16 protein-coding genes and 2 tRNA genes are annotated in these 17,425 nt (G+C 60.6%); 7 read left to right on the forward strand and 11 right to left on the reverse strand.

Annotation, left to right across the window (positions count from 1 at the left end; translation table 11 throughout):
- Nucleotides 1–28: 28 nt before the first annotated feature.
- The 5 genes from nadE to A9K68_RS20910 all read right to left on the reverse strand — a co-directional run bounded on the left by nadE (nt 29) and on the right by A9K68_RS20910 (nt 5,455).
- Complete coding sequence (gene nadE, locus A9K68_RS20890; RefSeq protein WP_065008107.1) at nt 29–1,036, reverse strand: NAD(+) synthase; 1,008 nt, start codon at nt 1,034–1,036, stop codon at nt 29–31.
- Nucleotides 1,033–2,580, reverse strand: coding sequence for an AMP-binding protein (locus A9K68_RS20895; RefSeq protein ID WP_065008106.1), 1,548 nt, complete (start codon nt 2,578–2,580; stop codon nt 1,033–1,035). The genes nadE and A9K68_RS20895 overlap by 4 nt, the downstream gene beginning before the upstream one ends.
- A gap of 22 nt (nt 2,581–2,602) precedes the next feature.
- Nucleotides 2,603–2,863 (reverse strand): acyl carrier protein, encoded by a 261-nt coding sequence (locus A9K68_RS20900; RefSeq protein WP_029353536.1) that lies wholly within the window; start codon nt 2,861–2,863, stop codon nt 2,603–2,605.
- 17 nt (nt 2,864–2,880) lie between these two features.
- Complete coding sequence (gene asnB / locus A9K68_RS20905) at nt 2,881–4,818, reverse strand: asparagine synthase (glutamine-hydrolyzing) (protein ID WP_065008105.1); 1,938 nt, start codon at nt 4,816–4,818, stop codon at nt 2,881–2,883.
- A 561-nt stretch (nt 4,819–5,379) separates the two neighbouring features.
- A tRNA-Val gene (locus A9K68_RS20910) sits at nt 5,380–5,455 on the reverse strand.
- Nucleotides 5,456–5,670: 215 nt separating this feature from the next.
- Between A9K68_RS20910 and A9K68_RS20915 the strand changes: the two genes are divergently transcribed.
- Nucleotides 5,671–5,747: transfer RNA gene (locus A9K68_RS20915), tRNA-Asp, on the forward strand.
- A gap of 92 nt (nt 5,748–5,839) precedes the next feature.
- On the opposite strand, the gene A9K68_RS20920 is transcribed toward A9K68_RS20915, so the two are convergent.
- Nucleotides 5,840–6,370, reverse strand: a complete 531-nt coding sequence (locus A9K68_RS20920) for a DUF1003 domain-containing protein (RefSeq protein ID WP_065008283.1) — start codon at nt 6,368–6,370, stop codon at nt 5,840–5,842.
- Nucleotides 6,371–6,387: 17 nt separating this feature from the next.
- On the opposite strand from A9K68_RS20920, the gene A9K68_RS20925 reads away from it, so the two are divergent.
- Together A9K68_RS20925 and A9K68_RS20930 are read left to right on the forward strand one after the other, a co-directional pair.
- Nucleotides 6,388–6,885: a hypothetical protein gene (locus tag A9K68_RS20925; protein ID WP_065008104.1), complete on the forward strand. Its 498-nt coding sequence runs from the start codon at nt 6,388–6,390 to the stop codon at nt 6,883–6,885.
- A gap of 655 nt (nt 6,886–7,540) precedes the next feature.
- Nucleotides 7,541–8,326 carry an ion transporter gene (locus A9K68_RS20930; protein ID WP_065008103.1) on the forward strand — a complete coding sequence of 262 codons (786 nt, stop codon included), beginning with the start codon at nt 7,541–7,543 and terminating at the stop codon, nt 8,324–8,326.
- Between the two features lie 328 nt (nt 8,327–8,654).
- Here A9K68_RS20930 and rbsK read toward each other — a convergent pair whose 3' ends face one another.
- From rbsK to ugpC, 3 genes are all read right to left on the reverse strand, one after another.
- Nucleotides 8,655–9,581 (reverse strand): ribokinase, encoded by a 927-nt coding sequence (gene rbsK / locus A9K68_RS20935; protein ID WP_065008102.1) that lies wholly within the window; start codon nt 9,579–9,581, stop codon nt 8,655–8,657.
- Between the two features lie 4 nt (nt 9,582–9,585).
- Nucleotides 9,586–10,038: an RbsD/FucU family protein gene (locus A9K68_RS20940; RefSeq protein ID WP_065008282.1), complete on the reverse strand. Its 453-nt coding sequence runs from the start codon at nt 10,036–10,038 to the stop codon at nt 9,586–9,588.
- Nucleotides 10,039–10,135: 97 nt separating this feature from the next.
- Complete coding sequence (gene ugpC, locus A9K68_RS20945) at nt 10,136–11,194, reverse strand: sn-glycerol-3-phosphate ABC transporter ATP-binding protein UgpC (protein ID WP_065008101.1); 1,059 nt, start codon at nt 11,192–11,194, stop codon at nt 10,136–10,138.
- A 294-nt stretch (nt 11,195–11,488) separates the two neighbouring features.
- Here ugpC and A9K68_RS20950 point away from each other — a divergent pair, with 294 nt between their 5' ends.
- From A9K68_RS20950 to A9K68_RS20960, 3 genes are all read left to right on the forward strand, one after another.
- Nucleotides 11,489–13,165 (forward strand): sugar ABC transporter substrate-binding protein, encoded by a 1,677-nt coding sequence (locus tag A9K68_RS20950; RefSeq protein WP_065008100.1) that lies wholly within the window; start codon nt 11,489–11,491, stop codon nt 13,163–13,165.
- Between the two features lie 100 nt (nt 13,166–13,265).
- Complete coding sequence (locus A9K68_RS20955; RefSeq protein WP_065008281.1) at nt 13,266–14,387, forward strand: sugar ABC transporter permease; 1,122 nt, start codon at nt 13,266–13,268, stop codon at nt 14,385–14,387.
- A gap of 13 nt (nt 14,388–14,400) precedes the next feature.
- On the forward strand, nt 14,401–15,318 hold the full coding sequence (locus tag A9K68_RS20960) for a carbohydrate ABC transporter permease (RefSeq protein ID WP_065008099.1): 918 nt from the start codon (nt 14,401–14,403) through the stop codon (nt 15,316–15,318).
- Nucleotides 15,319–15,363: 45 nt separating this feature from the next.
- On the opposite strand, the gene A9K68_RS20965 is transcribed toward A9K68_RS20960, so the two are convergent.
- On the reverse strand, nt 15,364–16,107 hold the full coding sequence (locus A9K68_RS20965) for a creatininase family protein (RefSeq protein WP_065008098.1): 744 nt from the start codon (nt 16,105–16,107) through the stop codon (nt 15,364–15,366).
- 5 nt (nt 16,108–16,112) lie between these two features.
- Nucleotides 16,113–16,253, reverse strand: a complete 141-nt coding sequence (locus A9K68_RS20970) for a hypothetical protein (protein WP_156768305.1) — start codon at nt 16,251–16,253, stop codon at nt 16,113–16,115.
- A 133-nt stretch (nt 16,254–16,386) separates the two neighbouring features.
- On the opposite strand from A9K68_RS20970, the gene A9K68_RS20975 reads away from it, so the two are divergent.
- Complete coding sequence (locus A9K68_RS20975) at nt 16,387–17,409, forward strand: aldo/keto reductase (RefSeq protein ID WP_065008097.1); 1,023 nt, start codon at nt 16,387–16,389, stop codon at nt 17,407–17,409.
- The last annotated feature ends 16 nt before the right edge of the window (nt 17,410–17,425 follow it).

The following is a 17,425-nucleotide window of genomic DNA, read 5'->3' on the forward strand; positions in this document are numbered from 1 at the left end:
TTTAGGACATGGCCCGATTCGAAGCAGGTCAGGTACCGACTTCCTCGACCTCATCAACGAGTTGCGGGCGCAGGTGCAGATAGCGTGTGGCTTTTCGCTTGGCGGTGATAACGGCCCAGACGCGTTCCACTTGTGAGGCGTCTAGTCCCGCCGCCTGGCCGACCACTTCGGCCGCCACGCCTTTGTTGAGGCCGAAAAGGCAAATATCCATCCGGTCATAGGGAAGCGAGAAGTAGAACTCCTCCTGCGTCTGCGCCAGCGAGTAGGTATCGGTGGTCGGCGGCCGGTTGCGGATTTCCTCTGGAACGCCGAGATAGGCCGCCAGCGCATAGACCTGCGTTTTATAGAGATGTGCGATCGGCTTGACGTCAGCCGCGCCGTCACCGTTCTTGACGAAGAAACCCTGATCGTATTCCAGCCGGTTCGGTGTTCCAAGAACGGCGAAGTTCAAGCGATCGGCATGATAATATTCGATCTGTTTGCGGGTGCGCTGTTTCATGTTGGTGGCGGCGACGACACCGAGATAGACCGGCAGCGGCATTCTTATTTTCGTCTGCTTGCCCTTGGGATCCTGCACCACCAGCGACGAAATATTGTAGCCTTCGCCCTCAAGCGCGTTCGCGATCACGATCTTCGAGGCCCAGCCTTCGCCATATTCCGGGACCAGTTCGCGGATGAAGGCGTCGCGACGCTCATAGCAGCCCATGGCGCGCAGAGCCGGCCCGATATCCTCCACAATGGCCTCGACACCGAAATTGTCGGCGACAAGGCGGCCGAGCCGCAGACTTTCCGGATCGGAATCGTTTTCCGGCATGAACAGACACAATACATTCTGAGGCCCGACGGCTCGCGCGGCCAACGCCACCGAAACGCTTGAATCGATCCCACCCGAAAGACCGAGCGTGAGACCCCGCTTGCGAATACCACGCAACTGCTGGCGCAAAGCGGTGACGATCCTGTCCGTTTCGGCGGCGGGGTCGATCGCCAGGGCCTGCGCCAGAATGGTCTGGGCGTCGTCGCTGGGGCGAACACTCATTGCGCGACCTCCATCATCTCTGCAGCAAGCCGGCGGCTGACCTTGCCCGTATCCGTTTTTGGTAATTCCGAGCGGAACTCGATGACCTTGGGGACCATGAAATCCTCAAGATGACGTGCGCAGTGGCGCATGACATCCTTTTCGCTTAGCTTCGGGTCCGAGCGTATCACGAGTGCGCCGATCGCATGCCCAAGCACCGGATCCGGCACGCCGACGACAACGGCCTCCGCGATGCCCGGATGGGCGTGAAGCACGGCCTCCACCTCCTTCGGGGCCACCTTCTCCCCCCGCGTCTTTATGATGTCGTCCTTGCGCCCGACGAAATAGAGAAAGCCATCCTCATCGGTCCTGAACAGATCGCCGGTATAGAGAACCTTCTCCCAAGGGTTTGGGCCAGGCCGCAGGGCCCGTTCGCTTGCTGCTTCGTTGCGCCAGTAACCCTGCATGACGTGCGGTCCGCGAATGACCAGTTCACCCGCTACGCCTGGCGGCACGCGTTGCCCCTGGTCGTCGACGACAAAGGCTTCGGTGTTCGGGATGGCTATGCCGACCGACCCCGGCCGGCGATCGAGCTCCTCGGGCGGAAGGTAGGTGCAGCGCTTGCATTCCGTCAGGCCATACATCGAATAGAGTCTGACACCGGGAAAAAGGAAACGCAGACGTTCTATGTGCGCCTGCGGCAGGGCCGCTGCCGTATTCGAAATATAGCGAAGGCTGGGCAGGAAGCCCGGCGTCAGGTCACGCATCTGCAGGACCATCGCCGCCATAGTTGGCACGAGCGGAAGACCGGTGACGCCCTCCTCGCGGATACGCTCAAAGATTGCTTGGGGAAAAGCGAAGGACTTTTCGAGCACCAGCGTGGCGCCAAGCCTGACGGCCATCAGCAACTGATAGAGGCCATAGTCGAAGGCAAGGGGAAGAACATTCAAAATGATGTCGTTTGGCGAGTTGCGCAGATAGGTGGTGATCGAGTCCGCGGCCGCGTCGCAATTGCGGTGCGTCATCATCACGCCCTTGGGCCGGCCCGTTGAGCCTGAGGTGTAGATGAGCATAGCCAGATCGACGTCGATGCCGCCGTGGTCGATCTCACCGGCTTCGAGCGTCAGGCAGTCCGCTAGGGATGCAGCCCCTGCCGGGCATTGGCCATCGGTACCAGCGGTGGAAGCCACGAAGATGCCGGTCTCGCCGCTCGATCCGCACGCCTCAGCGACCACGGGCATCAGTTTTGCCTGCGTGAGGATCGCGGCAGCGTCGCAATCGGCGATGATGTAGGCGAGCTTTTCAGCCTTGGTGGATGAGTTGATCGGACTGAACGTCGCTCCTGCCTTGAGGACGGCGAAAATCGAAACCGCGGCCTCCCAGCAATTGTCCATGAAGATCAGGACCCGGTCGTTGCGCCTGACGCCATTCACAAAAAGGGCGGCGGCCAGGCGGCTCGAAAGATCGTCCAGTTCTTCGAAGCTCAGCCTTTTGTCTTTGGTGATCAATGCCGTTTTGGCGGGATGGGCAGCGGCCTTCGCGGCCAGGAAATGTTCGATCCGCATGGACGCTCCTCGCCGCGGGCACCTACGCTGCCAGCGCCTTTGCTCTCGCACTGATGAAGGATGAGAGACGTTCAATCGAATCCAGATTGGCCGGCACGACGTCGGAATCGACCATCGCTATGCCGAAATCGTCTTCGATGAATGCCACCAATTCCAGCACGGCAGTCGAGTCGATGATGTCGTTCTCGATCAGCGAGTCTGTATCTGCAAGCTGGTATGACGTGTCGCCGAACAGGAAGTTGTCGACGATAAAAGTTCTGACCTTGTCCTTGATTGTAACCATTTTCTTTCCTTCCATTCTCAGGCTGCTCGTGCCGCACCGACCTCTTGGCCGGTGAAATTTTTCTGCCACAGCTGCGTCGACAAAATGCCGACGAAGGCCGCGTTGTCGCGAAACCCAGATACCGGCTGCGTGCGGCATTTCTCATGAAGGTTTGCCGCCGCCTTGGCGTTGAATAGTCCGCCGGCAGCGATGCTCGCTTCGCTCAAGCAGTCGCGTACGTAATCCAGTTCTCCGGCTCCAACAAAGGAGCTGGCGTCCGGGGCTCGGTAAGGTTGTTTGGTGCGCTCCCGGATCGCCGTCGGAAGCAGGTGCTTGGCTGCCTTGCGAAGTATGTGCTTTTCCACCAATCCCTTCAGCTTCATCTCCGGCGGTAGTCTTGCCGCGAATGCCACCAAACGAGGATCGAGGAAAGGGAAACGTCCTTCGATTCCATGCGCCATCGCCATGCGATCGCCCTGGCTGGAGAGTATATAACCCGGCAGGAGGAAGCGGGTTTCGAGATATTGTGCCTGATGCAGTGGATGCCACAGGGAAAATGCTTGGGGCAGCTGGCTGACCAGGTCCTCAGCCGCGTCATAGCCCTTCAACGTCGCACGCAGGTCGCCGGAAAAGAAAATCTTCGCCGCCGCCGTGGTCTTGAAGCGCGGCCGATGCGAGAACAGCGGATCGTCGAGCGCAGTGTTACCGGCGCCGAAGAACGCAGCCAGGTACTCCACTGACTGCTGCTGCAGACCCGGCAGATAGGGATAAAGCCTGCGGAACAGCTGTGGCCTCATGCGCGATGCCGGCTGCCGCCCGCAGAACCGGCGAACACGCGCTTCCTTGAAGACATCGTAGCCTGCGAAGACCTCGTCGGCGCCCTCGCCAGTCAGCACCACTTTCAGGCCAGCCTGTCGAACGAGGCCGGATAATTTATAGAGGGGGGCCGGGGCCGTGCGGATGATCGGCCGCTCGGCAAAGCGGATGACTTCAGGGAAGACACCGGCGATATCGCCGGCACGGCAGGCAATGGTTCGATGATGGGTGCCAAGTGCTGAAGCCATCTCGGTCTGGAAGGCGCTTTCGTCGTGCTCGGCGCTGTCGAACGTCACGGAAAATGTCTGCAGCTTGCGAGGAGTCATGCCGGCGGCAAGCGCCGAGACAAGGGACGAATCGAGCCCGCCCGAAAGATAAGAACCGACCGGCACGTCCGCGCGCATGCGAAGCCTCACCGCATCGGTCAAAAGGGCCTGCAGCTCCTCGGCCGCATCGCCCTCGTTCGTGACCGTCGACGGCGCATCCCGATGCGGATAGTCGAGGTGCCAATAGCGTTTGACCGTGACTTGCCCCTGTGTCGCGATCATCACGCTTGCCGGCTCCAGCTCATGGATATTTCGGAAAGCCGTGCGGGGAGCGATCGGCGCCCACAGCGTAAATATCTGGTCGAGTGCAATCGGATCGATTTCGGCTGAGACGCCGGGGACCTTCATGAGGGCTTTGATCTCCGATGCGAAGTAAAGCACGCCGTCCTTGTTCGTGTAGAACAGCGGCCGGACACCCATCCGGTCTCGTGCAAGCACCATACGCCGACGTCTGTTATCCCATATCGCGAAGGCGAAATCGCCGTTCAGAAGCGGCAGGCAGTCTTCGCCCATCTCGTCATACAGGTGCAGGATGACCTCTGTGTCGCTTGACGTACGGAAGCGCCGGCCCTTCGCTATCAGCCCTTCGCGCAGTTCCAGGTAGTTGAAAATCTCGCCGTTGAACGCAATGGTCAAGTTGCCCGATACATCGGACATCGGCTGCTGGCCATCACCGATCCCGATCACGGACAGCCGCGCATGCCCGAGCCCAGCGTCGGGTGTTACAAATTTCCCTTGCTCATCCGGCCCGCGATGGGCGATCGCAGCTATCATGCGCGCAAGCAAAGCTTCCGCATCCCGGATCGAACCTAAATAGCCCCCGAATCCGCACATTACCTAAGACTCATATATCAGCGAGGTACGAAACATAACCTCAATAGTTTCCTCAAGCGTTAACCGGATAACCTCGACTAACACATGGTTAACAATAATTAAAAAACAAAGGTACTTTTTTAGATTTATTATATCATCCAGATAGAGAAGTATATTTCAAGGCTAAACGCAACTTTCTTTCGAGCAATGGCGGCGCAGTCGCGTTGCCGCCCATGGCCGGCTCAGTGGGTCCGTCACAGATCGCTTGTTCGCTCGATGGATTTTGCAATCCCGAGCCGCCCGATCTAACCCGGCAAACGTGCAGAACCAAAAGCGCTCAGTCTGCCCCGAAGTCAGCGAGCGCCCGTCGATCTGCTCACGTGCAATCTCGGACGCGCTGATATCGAATGAACCGGCGGAGATGTGCGGAGGGAAACGAGGGGTATTTCCGCCGGCTCAACTGGAACCCGGAGGAGTCATTCAGGGTCCAGTGCTGCCTGACGCCATCGCCGTTTTCAATTGCCTCCGAGTTCAATGAACCCGGAGGTAACTTCGTCTTCTGGGCGGAACTTATTGATTTTATGGTGGGCGATGACGGGCTCGAACCGCCGACATCTTCGGTGTAAACGAAGCGCTCTACCAACTGAGCTAATCGCCCGCTCCGGGCCGGACCTTTAAGCAGTTAGGACGGGGTTCGCAAGGCCAAATGAGCGCACGATGCCCTCACCGTTGATCGTTTTCCGCAACAAAATTCGGCTTGTCAAAAAACCTTCTCCTGTTTGCTGTTATGCTGTCGCGCTCCGCTTGACACCCGGTGGCTTACGCCTTATCCACCGCCCCAACGACGAACACGGCTGACCGTGCTCGTCTTGCGCGGGTGTAGCTCAGTTGGTTAGAGTGCCGGCCTGTCACGCCGGAGGTCGCGGGTTCGAGCCCCGTCACTCGCGCCATTTTCAATCACTTAGCTGATTGGAAATGAAAAAAAGTCTGAATGCCGGACCGGCAATTCGGATACTGGTGTCGAACTGGCACTCGATAAATCCTAGCGCTCGGTCTGATTTTCAGAGACCCGTTCGATTTGGCTCATCACCGCTTGAGGATCGACGTTCTGAGCTAGCTGGGGCAGTTCGTCATCTGCTGGCGTCGGTACCTTCAAACGCTCCGTCAGAGCGGACATCATTTCGATCAGTCGCGTGGTTTCATGCTCGTTGAGCAGGCTGATTTGCAGATTCAGCTCAGCGCGGCGCTCGCTGAGCTCAGCCATTCTGTTCTGGTTGATCAGTACAAAGGTAGACAGGAAGATCGCCTCAACCGAGGCTACCATTGCCAATATCACAAAACTTGGGTCCCAGGGTGAAATAGCCGGGATCGCCCCAAGGTTCAGCGCAACCCAGACGATCAGGATTGCAAGGTGCAGATACACGAATGCCATGCTCCCCGCGAAACGGGAAATGACGCCGGCAATTCGATCTTGAAACGCCCGATGCTGCTCCTGCTCTCGTCGATGGTCAACCAGAGCCTGAATGTTGTTGTGGAGGACCGACTGCATGTCGGCGGATTGTGGCGCGGCCATGGACATCAAGGCCCGACTTGAAGCGCTACAGGGGCCGGGGTTTTCCCGACAAACTTGCCAACGAGACCAGCCATTTCCGAATTCCTTTCCCGAATTTTCGTCCAGGAACGCGCAAGACTTGCAGTGATTTATTCACCCGTTTCGTCGGCACCTCCGTGGAAGAAGGATCGGATTTCCTCCCTGTCGACGCTGTCATCGCCGTTCTCGTCGACGGCGTTGAATATCCGCCCGATGAAATCCTGAACTTCGGTTTGAGAAAGCGCACCATCGCCGTCGGCGTCCACTATGGCGAACATCATTCGCATCCGTGCGCCATGCATCATCCCGCCTCCCATTCGGCGCCCGTCATGCGGACCTCTGCGGAAATCGCGATGCCAACGGTCGCCACCTCGTCGTTCTGCTCGGGGCCGGCGATGCTCTTGCATTCTCTCCTCCAGCATCTCGGCCATCATCTGACGCATCATATTGCGCATGGAGTCTTCGGTTGGCCCGCTCACTCCTGGCGCTGGCTCTGAGGCGCGATCCTGTGCAGGTGCGGCGGGCGCAGGTGAGCTCGTCTGGGATACTGCCGGGGAAGCCAGCATAGCCAACGCCGCGGCAACTGCTGTGGTCTTGCTTGCTAATGTCATCGTATTCTCCTTGGAGAATGGTGGACCGAACGTGTCGGCATCCAAGCCAAACCCGCTGCTCCCCGCATGGTTCCTGACGAGTTGGTAGATGATCGCTGTGTGCCGGTTCATCGTTCGCGCTGCCGTAGAAAAATGCGGTCCCTACAGCGACGTAGCGCAGCGATTCGCTTTAACAGCGGGCCAGATGGCTATTTGCGACCGGGCTGTTTGGGCCTTGTGGCGGTTACGTTCGAGCCCGTGGGCTCTCGACCCCTGGCGAGTAACGCCTCACACCGGCGGCTTATCCACCGCCCCAACGACGAACGCGGCTGACACGTTCTCGTCTATGCGCGGGCGTAGCTCAGTGGTTAGAGTGCCGGCCTGTCACGCTGGAGTCGCGGATGGCCTTGGATCCTCAATACAAAAGTCCCGACTTTCGGTTTCCTAAGAGTTTCAACTTTTTGTATTTGTTGCATTCCAAGCCTGTCATATGCGTTTGAGCATTGGATTTTCCCGAACCCGGTTCCCACTTTGGGTCCGATGCTCTAACGGAGAAGAAGCCTTGGACGCCCTGAAATCGCTCATCGAATCGCGCCATTTCGACCTCACGATCATGGTCCTGATCCTGATCAACGCCGTCACGCTCGGCCTCGAAACCTCGCCCGATGCGATTGCTGTTTTTGGCCCGCTGCTAACAGCCATCGACCGCGCGATCCTCGCGGTCTTCGTGCTCGAACTCGCGATCCGGGTGGTCGTCTACAGGACGAATTTCTTCCGCGATCCATGGCGCATCTTCGACCTCTTCGTCGTCGGTTTCGCGCTCATCCCCGCGACCGGTTCGCTCTCCGTGCTGCGGGCGCTGCGCATCCTGCGGGTCCTGCGCCTGATCAGCATCGTTCCGTCGCTGCGCCGTGTCGTCACCGGCTTCATCACCGCCCTGCCCGGCATGGGCTCGATCATGCTGTTGCTCGGGCTGGTGTTCTACGTCTTTGCGGTGATGGCGACGAAGCTCTACGGCTCGTCCTTTCCCGAACTGTTCGGCGGCATACCGGAATCGCTCTTCACGCTTTTCCAGGTTATGACTCTCGAAGGCTGGTCGGACGGCGTGGTGCGCCCGGTCATGGCGGTCTATCCGACCGCCTGGCTGTTCTTCATCCCCTTCATCATCGCGACCTCGTTCACCGTGCTCAATCTGTTCATCGGCGTGATCGTTTCGGCGATGGAGGCCGAGCATGAGGCCGTAGAATCGGCCGACAGGGCAACGCTGCACAGCGATCAGGCCATCATCCTCGCGGAGTTACAGGCGCTGCGGGCAGAGGTTCGCGAATTGTCCGGCGTTCGCGGCTAGATCGCCTCATTCGGCGCGACAGGTACTTCCCCGCGAACATTGCAGAACACAGCCAATCCTATCCGTCGGCGGCCTCTGATGGTGTAGTGCCGTGAAAAAGCCCGCCGCTCCATTTGCGAAGCGGCGGCCCCCCCAGATTACCCCCGATTGCCAGGTCAAGGTGCCCCCCGGCATTGCTGACCGTGCAATTGCGGCGCCAGACCCAGTGATCCATTACGGGACACCTATGCCAATGACGCAAGATAGGTTTGCCGATTCATATTAACTGTGGCTAATATGTCACCGTGGTCGGGACTAAAATCGAGAGCGCCGGCCAGGCTGGGCGGCCTCACCCCTTGGCGAGCAATGCCTCGACCTCTTGTAGCGTCGGCATCGACGGCGCCGTGCCGGGCCGGGTGACCGAAATGCCGGCGACGGCGCAGGCGAAGCGGACCGCTTGCAGCGGTTCCACCTCTCTCGCAAGTGCTGCGGCCAAGCCGCCATTGAAGGCGTCGCCTGCTCCGGTGGTCTCGACCACAGCGCCGGCATTGATCGCGCCGACATAGTCGGAGCGGCTGGCCGTTTGCAACAGCGCGCCTTTGTCGCCGAGTGTTACAATGACCGCGCCGACGCCCTTTTCGAGCAGGCTGTCGGCGGCGCGGCGGGCGTCGTCGATGGAAGACACCTTGATACCGGTCAGTTCCTCGGCCTCGGTCTCGTTCGGCGTGACATAGTCGCAGAGCGTATAGATGCGGTCAGGAAGCTTTGCCGCCGGCGCCGGGTTGAGGATGGTCGTCACGCCTGCCCCGCGCGCGATCTCCAGCGCCCGCATCGCCGCCTCGATCGGCTGCTCGAGCTGGGTGACGAAGACGCCCGCCGAGCGGATCAGGCCGGCGTTAGCCTCGATGTCGTCGGGCGAAATCAGCATGGCCGCACCCGGACTGACGATGATGGCGTTGTTGCCGGTGGTCTCCTCGACGAAGATATAGGCCGCACCCGTATAACTCTCCGGCGTGTCGATGACGGCGCTCTTCACCCCGGCCTGCGCCCAGGTCTGCCTAGCCATATCGGCAAAGGGATCGACGCCGAGGCGCGTCAGGAAAGTGATGTCGGCACCGAGACGGCCGGCCGCAACCGCCTGGTTGGAGCCCTTGCCGCCGGGGCCAAGCGTGAAGGAAGTTCCAAGGAGCGTCTCGCCCATGCGCGGCTGGCGGGCGGCGCGGTAGGCAGTGTCGGCGACGAAGACGCCCAGTATGACGACAGGCTTGCCTGGCATCTCCCTACTCCGCATCCGGCGGAACGACGCCCTTGCGGAAGGCGAAACAGCCATAGAAGCGGCGCTCGCCGGTCTGGATGACGCAATAGGCCTTTTTGGCACGTTCGTAGAAGGCGTAGCGTTCGACCGAGATCATAGGCCAGGCCTTGCCCTCAGCAGCATCGATCTCTTTTTGCACTTCTTGCTGCACTGCGGGAATCTCGTCCGGCTTGCCGACGATCTCCATGCGGGCGGCCGCATCGTCGACGAAACTGTCCAGCGGATAGAGCGACAGCACCGCCTTGACTACGTCCGCGGCCGGCGCATCGATGCGCAGCAGTCGGCCGAGGACGGTCTGGCGGGCCACCGAATCGGAGGGGAAATTGGTGTCGGCGATGATCAAATCGTCGCCGTGGCCCATCGCCCGCAGCGCCTGGAGCACATCGGCATTGAGCAGCGGATTGATCCCTTTGAGCATGGCATTCCTCCCGAACGGGCTTTTTGACGTGAAACCTAGCGCGTGATCCCGAAAAGTGATGTCGGTTTCGGATAAGATCATACGCAAATTCAATGTGTTATAGACGACGGCCGGTCTCTGCGTCGAAGAGGTGGACCTGGTCCAGCCGTGGTTTCAGGTGAAGCGTGTCGCCCGGCTTGAAGTCGTGGCGCTCACGGAACAGCGCCACCATCTCGCCCTCGCCGAAACGCAGAAACACCAGCGTTTCGGAACCGGTCGGCTCAACCACGGAAATCTTCGCCGGCACGCCGTCGGGGTGAATTTCGAGATGCTCGGGCCGGACGCCGTAGACAACATTGCGCCCATCCTCCACGGCGCTGTTCGCGGCGTTAGGGAACGGCGTCCCGGCGATCTCGACGACAGGCTTGTCGCCCTTGCGCACCACGCCCTTGAGCAGGTTCATCGACGGCGAGCCGATGAAGCCGGCGACGAACAGATTGGCCGGCCGGTCGAACAGTTCCAGCGGCGCGCCGACCTGCTCAATGCGGCCGTCGCGCATTACGACGATCTTGTCGGCCATGGTCATGGCTTCGATCTGGTCGTGCGTGACATAGATGGTGGTGGTCTTCAGCCGCTGGTGCAGTTCCTTGATCTCGGTGCGCATCTGCACGCGCAGCTTCGCGTCGAGATTGGAGAGCGGCTCGTCGAACAGGAACACCTGCGGGTTGCGCACGATGGCGCGGCCCATGGCGACGCGCTGGCGCTGCCCGCCCGAGAGCTGGCGCGGATAGCGCTTGAGATAAGGATTGAGGTCGAGGATATCGGCGGCGCGCTTGACCCGCTCGGCGACCACAGCCGGATCGGTCTTCCGCAGCTTCAGCGCAAAGGCCATGTTCTGCTCGACCGTCTTGTGCGGATAGAGTGCGTAATTCTGGAACACCATGGCGATGTCGCGCTTGGCCGGCGGCAGATGATTGACGACACGGTCGCCGATGGCGATTCTGCCGCCTGAAACGGTCTCCAGCCCCGCCACCATCCTGAGCAGCGTGGACTTGCCGCACCCCGAAGGACCGACCAGCACCACGAACTGCCCGTCGGCGATGTCAACGCTGACATCGTGCAGGACCTTGACGGTTCCGAACGCCTTGGCCACATTGCTGATCGCGACTTGAGCCATGGGCCCCCCTTTCGTTGCGGTGAAGCTAAACAACGCAAACGGCGAGGGCAAGTCAGTCTTTTATAGATAAAAAACCCCATCCTCGTTGACACGGCACTTGGTTGTGAGAATAGTGAAAGGGCTCGGATTATGACCCTGTTCCGGGCGCGCCGGCACACTAGTTCGGACCACGGAAATCGAAGTGTCGCGGGAGGAAAACTTGGGCCCGATTTCTAGGAGTCGCTGTTGTTGGGGAACACGTCCAGCGCTCCAAACACCCGAAACAATCACCATTGAGATTCTGGGAGGAACGAAATGAAAGTCAGCCTTTACAACCAATTTATGCGCGCGGGTGCCACTCGCCGCGATGTCCTCAAAGGTGCGGCCAGCATGGCCGCGATCGCAGCGGCGTCCGGCGCCGGGCTCGGCGCGCTGACGCGCCCGGCTTCCGCCGCAAGCGAATTGCGGGCGCAGATCCTGCAAATCCCCGGTGTCGGCAAGGGCCAGCCGACCGATGCCGACTTTCAGCAGGTCGGCGAGCTCTGCCTGGAGGCGACCAAGGCCAATGTCAAGGAGGGCGAGTTCGCCGGCGTTGAGCTCAGTTTCATGGGACTCAACAACCAGAACCTGCACAATGTGCTGTTCCGCGGCTTCCTGAAGCCGTGGGAGGCCTATACCGGCGCCAAGATCAACTGGATCGACCTGGCGCAGGCCGACTACAATCCGCGTCTGCAACAAGCGATCGCAACCAACACCATCGACTTTGATATAGTCGAGATGGGCGCACCGTTCGAGGGCGATGTCTGCGGCAAGGGCCTGACCTCGGAAATGCCTGATTGGGTCAAGAAACAAATCGATATGGACGACTTGGTGGGCTATCTGAAGCCGCCGGTTGGCACCTGGGACGGCAAGCAGTACCGCGTCACCGTCGACGGCGACGCGCACAACTTCAACTTCCGCACCGACGTGTTCGCCGATGCCGGGCTGGCAGAAGCCTGGAAAGCTGACAGCGGTGACAAGGCGGGCCTGACGGAATGGGGTGTGCCGAAGACCTGGCAGCAGGTTCAGGCGGTGACCAAATTCCTCAAGGGCAAGCAGTTCCAGGGGCAGGACGTCTTTGGTTATCTCGACGCGCCCAAGCCCTGGGGCGGTTTCGGTTTCTATTTCCTCGGCAGCCGCGCTTCCGCCTATGCCAAGCATCCCGACGACAAGGCCTGGCTGTTCGATCCGGATACGATGAAACCGCGCGTCAACAACCCAGCCTGGGTGCGTGCGATCCAGGACGTGATCGATGCGCTGCCTTCCGAACCACCGGACCAGATCAATGCCGATCCGAACCAGACCTGTTTCTCGCAATTCCTGGGCGGCACCGGCTCGATGCTGGCCTGGTGGGGAGACGCCGGCTCGAATGCGAAGACCAACGACAGTTCGGTGGTCGGCGACGTCACCGGCTTCTCGATCTTGCCCGGCTCTGACGATGTCTACAATTCGAAGACAGGCGCCTGGGACAAGCTCGCCAGCGGTCCGAACTATGCACCGAACTGCGCCTATCTCGGCTGGGGCGTCTATGTCATGGCCCGCGTCGATTCCGACGAAAAGAAGAAAAAGGCGGCATGGTCCGCCGCCGCCCATCTCGGCGGTAAGGACCTGTCGCTCTGGTGCGCAGCGTACCCATCGGGCTTTCAACCCTACCGCAACTCGCATTTCGACATTCCGGAATGGGTGGCGGCCGGTTACGACGAGGCGTTCATCACCTCGTATCTGAAGTCGGAGGCCGACAGCTACAACCATCCGAACGCGGCGATCGAACCGCGCATCCCCGGCATCTTCCAGTATTACAGCGCCGCCGAGGACATTCTGGCCAACACGTTCGCCGGCAAGATGACGGCGCAGGAAGGCGCCGATGCCATCGCAGCCGCCTGGGAGAAGCTGACCGACCAGATCGGCCGCGAAAACCAGATCAAGCTCTACAAGGCCTCCCTCGGCATGTAGGCTGATACTATGGTGAACCTTGGTCCGGCGACGCAAAGCCGCCGGACTGCACCTTGACCGGCCAGCCGGTCATGAAGCCTTCAGTGAACGGACGAGACGCGTGGCTGAACAGACCTTGCCCACCGATGCGTGGCCGGCAAACGCCGCTCCATCCGATCTGATATCGCCGGGCCGTAAGCGGCTCGGCCGGGCGTTGATGGCCGCTGCGACGCTCGGCCTGCTGGCAGTGATCGCAGTTCAGATCCTCTACAAGACAGAAGTCGACACGATCGGCTTCGAGACCTGGAGGCCGGTCGTCTATGCCTATGTGCTGTGGGGTATAGCACTCGGCGTCGGCCAGGTGCTGACGCGCGGCGAAGACGGTCAGCGCGCGCTGTTCCTGCTACCGGCGCTTTTGTTCACCATTGCCATGGTGATCTTCCCGACACTGTTCGGCTTCTACATCGCGCTGACCGACTGGAATCTCTCTTCGTTCGCCGGCCGCAAGTTCAACGGGCTCGACAATTTCTGGCAGATGCTGGCCGACCCCTACTACCGCAACGCGCTGTTCAACATGGTGCTCTATGTGCTCGCGGTCTTTGTCGAATATGTCATCGCCTTCGGGCTGGCGCTGCTGCTCAACGCGCAAATCCGGGCGCGCAAATTCTTCCGCGTCGTCTTCCTGCTGCCGCTGATGCTGTCGCCGGTCGCGGTGTCGTGGATGATCGGCAAATCGCTGATGGAATACCGCTTCGGCCCGGCCGCAACGCTGGCGCGCTATCTCGGCTGGGACAATCCGACCTTCTTCTCGAATCCGATCACCGCCCGCATCTCGATCATGGTGCTCGATGCCTGGACCTTCATCCCTTTCATGATGATCATGCTGCTCGCCGGCCTGCAGGCGATGTCGCGCGAGGTGCTCGAGGCCGCCAGGGTAGACGGCGCCAATGCCTGGCAGACCTTCTGGCAGGTCACCTTCCCGCTAATGCTGCCGGTTTCGGTGACGGCGGTCATCCTGCGCATCATCTTCAAGCTGAAGCTTGCCGACATCATCATCACCGTCACCTCGGGCGGCCCAGGCGGCGCGACCGATTCCGTCTCGAGCTTCATCTATCGCGAGTATCGCGACCGCTCGAATGTCGGGTACGGCACCATGCTGGCGATGGCCTACCTCATCATCATCATCGTGTTCGTGACGTGGCTGTTGAAATTCGCCAACCGCTTCGTGCGCAACGTCAATTGAATGGGGCGGTGACATGAGCGTCCAGACCACCGAGTATGCCGCTTCCGAAATCCGCTCGCCGGCGAGCTTTTTCGCGAACCGCGTCTTCATCTATGGGGCGCTGGTCTTCTGGGCCTTCATCTGCCTGTTCCCGATCTACTGGACAATAACCACCTCGTTCAAAACCGCGGTCGACGTCACCCAGGGCCATCTCATCCCGTTCGTCGACTTCCGGCCGGACTGGAAGGGTTGGCGCTCGCTCGGCCTGTCGCCCGACTCGATCTTCCGAACCTCGACAGTGCGCGACGAATTCATCAAGCGCTTCATGAATTCGGTCATCACCTCGGTCGGCGCGTCGAGCCTCGCCATCGTCATCGGCAGTCTCGCCGCATACGGCCTCACCCGCTACCGCTATCACTTCGCCTGGTTCAAAAACGAGGACATCTCCTTCTTTTTCCTGTCGCAGCTGATCCTGCCGCCGGTCGTGCTCGCCCTGCCCTTTCTCGTGCTGTACCGGGAAGTCGGCATGCTCGACACGCGCATCGGGCTGATCCTGCTCTACACGCTGATGGTGCTGCCGATCGTCATCTGGATCATGCGCGACCAGTTCAACTCGATCCCGGTCGAACTGGAGGAAGCAGCCCTCGTCGACGGCCTGTCGATCTGGGGCGCCTTCTTCCGCATCGTCATGCCGATTGCGCTGCCGGGCATGGTTGCCGCATTCATCCTGGCGATGGTGCTGTGCTGGAACGAGTATTTCTTCGCCGCACTTCTGACCTCGACCGACGCCAAGACCGTTCCCGTGATGGTGGCGAGCCAGACCGGTTCGCAAGGCATCAACTGGTGGTCGATGGCGGCGCTGGCCACCGCCGCAATCACGCCGCTTGCCGTCATCGGCATCGCGCTGGAGCGCTATCTGATCATGGGCATGACCGCGGGCGCGGTGAAGTAGCGGCGCCTTCTTCCCTTCTCCCCTTTGGGAGAAGGCAGGGCCGCGTTAGGCCGACAATATCGCCCGCAAATGCTTGAGGATCATCGCGGCGCCCTTTTGCCCCAGTTCCGCCGAGGCGTCCGGGGCGGTCGCCGTGTACCATCCCGTATTGTCGGCGAAGCGGCCGGCGTCCACCGCTTCCGGACATAGCGCCAGCATCAGCGACGTCTCGCCGATGCCGGCATGATCGAACGGATACTGGCCGTTCATTGCTGCCGGCATCAGCGGATGCACCTGTATCCAGTTGAAAAAATTGGCGCCTTCGGCATGTTCGGCATAATAGCCTGCCATCGGCTCGGAGCCCCACCAGCCCTCGCCGCGCTCCTTCTCCAGAAAACGGAAGATCGCCTCGCGGCCGGCGGTCTTGAAGGCGAGATCGGTCGGCATGCCGGCAACAAAATTCTCGGTCTGGTGATGGATGATGGCGTGGATGTTGCGAAAGCCGATGCGCAGCAGGCTGTAGAACAGTTCATCTGCGAACGGCGCCAACGCATTTCCGCCGACCTGAACCGAGCCATTGCCCTCCGGCGGCGCCACAGCGTAGCTCGCCGCGCCATAATAGAACGGCGGCAGGATGACGATGTCGGCTTCTTTTTCGAACAGCTCCAGCATCTTGACGACTGCCAGCGTATCCATGCCGACGGCCATGTGCTCACCGTGGTATTCGAGCACGCCGAGCGGGAGCACGACCGGCCAGTTTTCGGCGGTCGCCTTGCGGATCTGGTGCGGCAGCATCAGCTCGTAGCGCATGACGCCTATTCCATGTTGGTTTGGCCGTCGGCGTCGATGCGGCTCTCGCCGATCCGAGCCACCACAGTGCCAAGCTCGTCGAGCGCAGCCCCGAACAGGTTTTTGCCAGCATTGGAACCGGAGACCTGCCTGAATCTTTGGGCCACGTTTTTCCCCGAACAGGTTGTTTTTGCTCATGCTATCACCGTGAAAATCCGTGTCCAATGGCTCGGAGTGCTTTTGCAGTGCCCCAGGCGTGATAGTGTCATGGCAATTGCGTAGGTGAGGAAACGGCAGGACATGAAGACACGGCATTTCGACCGCATCGGCAATGGCGGCATCGCGTTCACGGAACTCGGCTTCGGCACGGCGCCGCTGGGAAACCTCTATCGCGCTGTCTCCGACGAGGATGCCAACGCCACCTTGGAGACCGCCTGGCGAGTCGGCTGCCGTTACTACGACACCGCGCCACTCTACGGGCTTGGCCTGTCGGAAACGCGACTCAATCCGTTCCTGCGTTCGAAAAAGCGCGACGACTTGGTGCTGTCGAGCAAAGTCGGCCGCATCATGCGCGCCTGCCCGCCGGACCAACGCACCGGCATCGGCAAGTTCTTCGACACGCCGTCGCGCCGCGAGGTCTACGACTACAGCTATGACGGCGTCATGCGCTCCTTCGAAGCCTCGCTCGAGCGCCTCGGCGTCGACCGCATCGACATCCTTTTCGTGCATGATCTCGACATCTTCACCCATGGCAGCAAGGAGGCCTCGGACCAACGCATCGAGGAGTTCATGCGCTCAGGCTATTACGGGCTGCTGGCCTTGCGTGACCAGGGCGTCATCAAGGCATTCGGCGGCGGCATCAACGAATGGCAGGTTGCCCAGACACTTGCCGAGCGTGGCGACTTCGACCTTTTCCTGCTTGCCGGGCGCTATACGCTGCTGGAGCAGGAGGCGCTGCAATCCTTCCTGCCGCTATGCCAGAAGCGCGGTATCGGCATCGTTCTCGGCGGGCCGTATAATTCGGGCATCCTGGCAACCGGACCGAAGCCCGGCGCCTATTACAATTATTCCGAGGCGCCGCAGGACATCCTCGACCGCGTCGCGCGCATCGAGGCCATTTGCAAACGCCACGGCGTGCCCCTGATCGGGGCGGCATTGCAATTTCCGCTGCTGCACCCTTCGGTCGTGTCGGTGATCCCCGGCGGCCAGCGGCCGAGCGAGGTCGAAAGCAACCGGTCGCTGCTCGACGCGAAACTGCCATCAGCACTCTGGGCCGATCTCAAAAAGGAAGGGCTGATGCGCGCGGATGCGCCGACGACATAGAGCCGTCCGCTAGCCG

The sequence above is a fragment of the Mesorhizobium sp. AA22 genome, assembly GCF_001672375.2.
Lineage (GTDB): Bacteria > Pseudomonadota > Alphaproteobacteria > Rhizobiales > Rhizobiaceae > Mesorhizobium > Mesorhizobium wenxiniae.

Bases quoted from the DNA above. Each gene is read 5' to 3' on its own strand.
- A9K68_RS20960 (WP_065008099.1), top strand. From the start codon at position 14,401: ATGAGCGTCCAGACCACCGAGTATGCCGCTTCCGAAATCCGCTCGCCG.
- A9K68_RS20920 (WP_065008283.1), bottom strand. From the start codon at position 6,370: ATGGCCGCGCCACAATCCGCCGACATGCAGTCGGTCCTCCACAACAAC.
- A9K68_RS20950 (WP_065008100.1), top strand. From the start codon at position 11,489: ATGAAAGTCAGCCTTTACAACCAATTTATGCGCGCGGGTGCCACTCGC.
- A9K68_RS20940 (WP_065008282.1), bottom strand. From the start codon at position 10,038: ATGCTCAAAGGGATCAATCCGCTGCTCAATGCCGATGTGCTCCAGGCG.
- rbsK (WP_065008102.1), bottom strand. From the start codon at position 9,581: ATGCCAGGCAAGCCTGTCGTCATACTGGGCGTCTTCGTCGCCGACACT.
- ugpC (WP_065008101.1), bottom strand. From the start codon at position 11,194: ATGGCTCAAGTCGCGATCAGCAATGTGGCCAAGGCGTTCGGAACCGTC.
- A9K68_RS20900 (WP_029353536.1), bottom strand. From the start codon at position 2,863: ATGGTTACAATCAAGGACAAGGTCAGAACTTTTATCGTCGACAACTTC.
- A9K68_RS20895 (WP_065008106.1), bottom strand. From the start codon at position 2,580: ATGCGGATCGAACATTTCCTGGCCGCGAAGGCCGCTGCCCATCCCGCC.
- A9K68_RS20975 (WP_065008097.1), top strand. From the start codon at position 16,387: ATGAAGACACGGCATTTCGACCGCATCGGCAATGGCGGCATCGCGTTC.
- nadE (WP_065008107.1), bottom strand. From the start codon at position 1,036: ATGAGTGTTCGCCCCAGCGACGACGCCCAGACCATTCTGGCGCAGGCC.
- A9K68_RS20965 (WP_065008098.1), bottom strand. From the start codon at position 16,107: ATGCGCTACGAGCTGATGCTGCCGCACCAGATCCGCAAGGCGACCGCC.
- asnB (WP_065008105.1), bottom strand. From the start codon at position 4,818: ATGTGCGGATTCGGGGGCTATTTAGGTTCGATCCGGGATGCGGAAGCT.